This window comes from Pseudomonas sp. NPDC090203 (genome assembly GCF_044746765.1).
GTDB lineage: Bacteria > Pseudomonadota > Gammaproteobacteria > Pseudomonadales > Pseudomonadaceae > Aquipseudomonas > Aquipseudomonas putida_AD.
Genome location: NZ_JBIVCV010000010.1, coordinates 268,184 through 273,588, shown reverse-complemented (window position 1 = coordinate 273,588; position 5,405 = coordinate 268,184). Strand labels below are relative to the sequence as shown.

At 63.3% G+C, this 5,405-nt stretch carries 5 protein-coding genes and 1 pseudogene; 3 read left to right on the top strand and 3 right to left on the bottom strand.

The genetic code is table 11. The features are described from left to right. Positions 1-349 (top strand): annotated as a pseudogene (locus ACIPO9_RS19025) (translational GTPase TypA); the annotation flags it as partial. 174 nt (positions 350-523) lie between these two features. Here ACIPO9_RS19025 and ACIPO9_RS19020 read toward each other — a convergent pair. Continuing rightward, the gene (locus ACIPO9_RS19020; RefSeq protein WP_400782776.1) at positions 524-979 is read right to left on the bottom strand and encodes a YkgJ family cysteine cluster protein; all 456 of its coding nucleotides are present in this window, start codon (positions 977-979) and stop codon (positions 524-526) included. A gap of 174 nt (positions 980-1,153) precedes the next feature. Here ACIPO9_RS19020 and ACIPO9_RS19015 point away from each other — a divergent pair, with 174 nt between their 5' ends. Next, positions 1,154-1,717 carry a phosphonate degradation HD-domain oxygenase gene (locus ACIPO9_RS19015; protein ID WP_400782773.1) on the top strand — a complete coding sequence of 188 codons (564 nt, stop codon included), beginning with the start codon at positions 1,154-1,156 and terminating at the stop codon, positions 1,715-1,717. A gap of 120 nt (positions 1,718-1,837) precedes the next feature. Here the strand turns inward: ACIPO9_RS19015 and ACIPO9_RS19010 are convergent, their stop codons facing one another. Together ACIPO9_RS19010 and ACIPO9_RS19005 are read right to left on the bottom strand one after the other, a co-directional pair. Then, positions 1,838-3,220 carry a GTPase/DUF3482 domain-containing protein gene (locus ACIPO9_RS19010; protein WP_400782771.1) on the bottom strand — a complete coding sequence of 461 codons (1,383 nt, stop codon included), beginning with the start codon at positions 3,218-3,220 and terminating at the stop codon, positions 1,838-1,840. After that, a complete protein-coding gene (locus ACIPO9_RS19005) occupies positions 3,213-4,592 on the bottom strand; it encodes a DUF2868 domain-containing protein (RefSeq protein WP_400782769.1) in 1,380 nt (459 codons plus the stop codon). The genes ACIPO9_RS19010 and ACIPO9_RS19005 overlap by 8 nt, the downstream gene beginning before the upstream one ends. 185 nt (positions 4,593-4,777) lie before the next feature. Between ACIPO9_RS19005 and ACIPO9_RS19000 the strand changes: the two genes are divergently transcribed. Further along, a complete protein-coding gene (locus tag ACIPO9_RS19000; protein ID WP_400782768.1) occupies positions 4,778-5,290 on the top strand; it encodes a dihydrofolate reductase in 513 nt (170 codons plus the stop codon). Positions 5,291-5,405 lie beyond the last annotated feature (115 nt).

Below are 5,405 nucleotides of genomic sequence, written 5' to 3'. Positions count from 1 at the left end.
TGAAACCGGCAAGGCTCTGACCTACTCCCTGGAAACCCTGCAGGCTCGTGGCAAGCTGTTCGTAGAACACGGCCAGGAGATCTACAACGGTCAGATCGTTGGTCAGAACTCCCGTGACAACGACCTGGGCGTCAACCCAACCAAAGGCAAGAAGCTCGACAACATGCGTGCTTCGGGTAAAGACGAAACCATCGCTCTGGTACCACCTGTTCGCTTCACCCTGGAACAGGCTCTGGAATACATCCAGGAAGACGAGCTGTGCGAAGTCACTCCTAAGTCCATCCGTCTTCGCAAGAAGATCCTGGACGAAAGCGAGCGTACCCGCGCTGCCAAGAAAGCCAAGGCTTAATTAGCCCCGGCTGAACGAAAACGCCCCCGGTCGAAAGGCCGGGGGCGTTTTTGTTTGTGCGGTGTTTGTTTTGTAGGAGCGCGCTTGCCCGCGATTACGGTATGTCAGACAAGATGGATCGCATGACACACCGCCCCGCCGGCAAGCCGTGCTGCTACGGGAGGAGGCGGCTCTTCAGAACTTCAACGGCACCCGACCGGAGTTCGAATTCAGCGTGCCGCTGCTCTCGCGCACCACTTCCTTGGGCTTGTACGCGCAGTAACCCGGGCGCGGGCCGATCTTGGGATGGTTACGGCAAGTGTCGGGGCGCTTGTCGTAGATGGTGCACAGGCGGCTCTTGCGGTCCAGGTACAGGCAGTCGTTGTTGCTCATGCGCTGCAACGTGAAGATGCCCGACTTCTGGTTGAATCGCTCGATAATGCCTTCCTTCTGCAAGCGCTTGGCGATGTTCTTCGGGTTGTCGCCCATTTCGAACTCGTCGACGATGCCGATGCGGATCAGGTCCTTGATCTTCGCTTCCACAGGCAGGGTGCAGCAGCTGGAAATGCAGCCCCCACACATGTGGCTGGAGTATTTCTGCCAGGTCTCGAGACGGTCGAGTTCGGCGGCGGCGATCAAGGTCGGTTTCATGACGGTGAGGTTCCGGGTGTATCGGGCGCGCGATCATACCGGGCTGCGCGCATTTCCCCTATCGCAAAATGATCGATGCGACTATCGGCAGGTCTGGCATTGTTGCCACGGCATCGCAATACAGCCAGCGTAGTGTGCGCGCACAGGCAAGCATTATCGGATCGAGGGTGGCTCATGCAACAGGCTCAACAGGTGGTCAACGAGGTTTTTGATCTGTACGTGCAGCGCGGCAGCGACGATTACATCGGCGAGCCGGTGTCGCAGATCGAGCACATGTCACAGTCCGCGCAGTTGGCGATGATCGAAGGCTACGACGACGAAGTGGTGCTGGCGGCGTTCTTCCATGACATCGGCCACATCTGCGACCACGACCTCGATGCTGCGAGCATGGGCGGCTATGGCGTGGCCAGTCATGAACGGGTGGGCGCCGATTACCTGCGCAAATGCGGCTTCAGCGAACGCCTCGCCAAACTGGTGGAGTACCACGTTCAGGCCAAGCGTTACCTGACGCTGCGCCAGCCCGGTTACTACGCGCAACTGAGCGAAGCCAGCCGCCGTACCCTGGAATATCAGGGCGGCGTGATGAGCGTGGCCGAGGCGGATGCCTTCGAGAAAGACCCGCTGTGTGATGTGAGCCTGCGGATGCGGCAGTGGGATGAGATGGCGAAAGAGCTGAACGTGCCGGTGATTGATCTGAAAATCCTGAAGGAAAAGGCCTTGGCTCTGTTGGCCGCCTAAAGGTTTGGGGATTCCCGGACGTCACCCCTGTAGGAGCGCGCTTGCCCGCGACGGCGTCGTATCAGACACATGAGGGTCGCCTGACACGACGCCGTCGCGGGCAAGCGCGCTCCTACAGGGTTACAGCACCACTTGGGCCAACGCCTCCACCTGCTCCTGCCGCTCGGCATGGTTCAGCCTGGCGTGGGGGTTGAGCGATGACCATTGCGGATGGGCGCGGGCCTTGTGCAGGGCGTCCGGCAGTTTGCCTTCGCGCCAGGATTTGTCCTGCGGGGTGTCCAGTTTGATGCTGTCCATCGCCGCGTGGCCGCGGGCTTCCAGCGCTGCGAGCAGTTGGCGTTGACGCAGGGCCAGCAGGCGCAACACCGCATCGTCCACCGTCAGTTCGCGCTGGCCCTTGAGCTTGCCGAGCAGCCGGCCGCCGTAACTGCGGGCAGTCTGCAGGGCGCCGCCGGCGATAGCACCGACCAGCGCTGCGGCGCCCAGAGTGATGCCGCCGACCAACACGTCCACGCCCAGGCCCGCCGCCGCCCCGGCCGCGATGCCGCTGCCCACCCGCACACCCAGCAACTTGAGTGTTTCGGGGTTGAACAGATCATCACCCCAGCGCCCATCCATCAACGGCAAGTCGCTGGCCGAAGCGTCCTCGCGCCGGAACGCGTACAGCTTGAGCAGCGATTCGACGCAGCGCTGTTCCCGCTGACGCACGCCCTTGCGCAGGTCGTCGATGGCGCGCTGCACCTGATCGGGCTCGCTGGCGACACTGCGCCGACAGGCCGCGCAATCGAGCAGCAACTCGGCGATCAACCGTGCCGCACTGTGCCGACGCACTTCACGCTGGGCCTGCTGATCGAGAATCAGCCGTTCCAGCTGCCCGCGCGAGTTTTCCAGCAACAGCGCCAGGCTTTCATACAAACGACGCTCGCCATCCTCGGGCGGGGCGACGCTGTCGAAACGCACCAGCGCGTGCAGCCCCAGGCGCGCCAGGGCTTCGCGCCAATCCGGCTCGCGGTGCTGTGCGCTGCTGACGAAATTCAGCACCGGCAACAGCGGTTTGCCGCAACTGGCGAGGACGGCCAGCTCGTCACGGTATTTGGCCAGCACCGGCTCCCGGGCGTCAATCACATACAGGCCCGCGTCCGACGCCAGCAATTGGCGCAGCACCTTGGCTTCCTGTTCGAAACGCTGGCGGGCTTCGCTGCCGTCGAGAAAGCGCGCCAGGCGTGCCGGGCCGTCGAGGCGTTCGCCCGGGCGATCCAGGCGTTCGAGGTAGTCGAGCAGGGCGATGGCGTCTTCCAGGCCCGGCGTGTCGTACAGCTCCAGCAGCGCCTGGCCGTCCACCGATAAACGTGCGCCTTCCACATGGCGGGTGGTGCTGGGGCGATGGCTCACTTCGCCAAACCCGACGTCGCGGGTCAGGGTACGCAGCAGCGAGGTCTTGCCGACGTTGGTGTGCCCGACCACTGCCAGTTTCAGCGGACGGTAGCTGGCTTTGTCAGTCATGTCCGGTCTCCAGCCAGGTCAGCGGCGCGCTGTCAGCCCAGTGCAGGTCCTGTTGTTGCAGTGCGCTATGCCAGTCACTCAACCGGTTGGCATCCAGCGCTTCACCCACTGGCGCGGGCAGGAGCCAGATGCGGGTGGCGCTGGCGCAGCGAGCCAGTTCGGCGATCAGTGCAAGGCTGCCGCGATCCGGCGAGCGGCGAGGGTCGCAGGCAATCGCCAGACGTGCCGGTGGATAGCGGGTCAGTTGATCGAGCAGGTTGCGGCGCGATTCCCGGCTGTCGAGAATCCCGGCGTCGGCAATGCCTTTGGGCAGCTTGGGCGGCCAGGGGCGTTGCTCATCCAGTTCGATCGCCACCAGCAACGCGCCTTCGCTTTGCACCGCAGCGGGACCGCTTGTGACTTGATGCAACTGGGCAGGCGCGGCATCGTTGACCCCCAGCCGCTCGCTGCTGGGCATCAGCCTTTCGCGCAGCTCGACGAATCCGGGTTCGCTCAGGTCCAGCGTCAGGTGCTTGCGCCCGCTGCGCCAGCGTCCGTAGCACAACAGCGTGAGCAGCAAGCGAGGCGCGATGCCGTACACCACCAGCACGCCCACCAGCCATGCTGCCCAAGACTGACGAGCGTTTTCGACCACCAGTGCCGTGTCGCCGCTGGCGCGGATCATCGCCTCGCTTGGCACGCTGAAACCCAGCAGCGAGGGCAGGGTGCCGAGCCCTTGAGTGAGGGTGACGAAGGTGTCGCTACCCAGGATCGTGGTTTCCCAGACGAAGCCATAGCGCCGGGTCGCCATCAGCAACAGCAGCAGTGTCAGCGCACTCGTTAGAGCGAGCAGCCACAGGCCATTGACGCAGGTGCCCAGCAGCCAGCGATTCAGGCGCTTGCGTTGCAGCAGCAGAATCAGCGCCGGGGCCAGTTGCCCGGCCTGGGCATCGCGGGCGAGTTTTTCACTCAGCCACAGCCAGAGCCGCCCAAGGCTGGCGGCGCCTTCGCCTGCGAAGATCAGGCCCAGCGCCCAGCCGATCAACAGGATCAGGTCGAGGCCCAGCAGGCTGCCCAGCGCCCAGAACACGTTGACCGGAGTCTGGCCATTTCCCAGCGCCGCGAACGCAAGGCCAGCGCCGCTGACAACGGCGAAGATGGCCAGCAGGATCAGCGCAACCCGAGCGCCCTGTTTCCAGTGGCGCAGGGCTGCAAGCATGCCGTCGCGCTCGGCCAGCCACAGGGCGCGAAGTTTGATTCGGGAAAGCAGGTCGCCGTCGCTGGCACGGGCGCGGCGAGTCGCTTCATCATCCTCAAGAGGCCCTGCATATTGTTCACGCAGGCGCACGGCTTCGGTCAGCCAGAGTTCATCGAGTGGGGTCAGTGCAGTCACGCGGCGTCTCGTTGGTGAAATCAATGGTGAGCATAACCGTTGTGGCGCAAGCGCGCAGGCAAGGGGGCTCGTGGTGGTTGGACAACCGTTATCGCGAGCAAGCTCACTCCTACAGGGGTGCGGTGATCCTGTAGGAGTGAGCTTGCTCGCGATAGGCCGGGGCGGACTCTGCTATCCTCGCCGCCATGAACAAACATCTCCCCCTCAGCCTGATTGCCGCCCTCGGTGAAAACCGTGTGATCGGCGTCGACAATTCCATGCCCTGGCATCTGCCGGGGGATTTCAAGTATTTCAAGGCCACCACTCTGGGCAAGCCGATCATCATGGGCCGCAAGACCTGGGATTCGCTCGGTCGCCCGTTGCCGGGTCGTCTGAACATCGTGGTGACTCGCCAGGCCGATCTGAAGCTGGAAGGCGCTGAAGTCTTTACCTCGCTTGAGGCCGCCGTGGCCCGCGCCGAAGAGTGGGCGACGGAGCAGGGCGTTGATGAAGTGATGCTGATCGGCGGCGCGCAGCTTTATGCACAGGGCATGGAGCACGCTGACCGCTTGTACCTGACCCGCGTGGCATTGAGCCCCGAGGGTGATGCGTGGTTTCCGGCGTTTGACGAGGCGCAGTGGAAGCTGGTTTCCAACGTTGAAAACGCTGCGGTGGATGGCAAGCCTGCTTACAACTTTGAGGTGTGGGAGCGCGTCTGACATTGCTGTCGCGGGGGCGCCCGCACCAAAAATTGAAAACAAAACCCCATAGGTGCGCGCGTGGCCCCCCCGGCGAGTTTATAAAAACCACAAAATAAAAGCTTGTAAAAAAAAA

Coding starts and splice junctions, on each gene's coding strand:
- ACIPO9_RS19020 (WP_400782776.1), bottom strand. CDS start 979: ATGAAACCGACCTTGATCGCCGCCGCCGAACTCGACCGTCTCGAGACC.
- ACIPO9_RS19015 (WP_400782773.1), top strand. CDS start 1,154: ATGCAACAGGCTCAACAGGTGGTCAACGAGGTTTTTGATCTGTACGTG.
- ACIPO9_RS19010 (WP_400782771.1), bottom strand. CDS start 3,220: ATGACTGACAAAGCCAGCTACCGTCCGCTGAAACTGGCAGTGGTCGGG.
- ACIPO9_RS19000 (WP_400782768.1), top strand. CDS start 4,778: ATGAACAAACATCTCCCCCTCAGCCTGATTGCCGCCCTCGGTGAAAAC.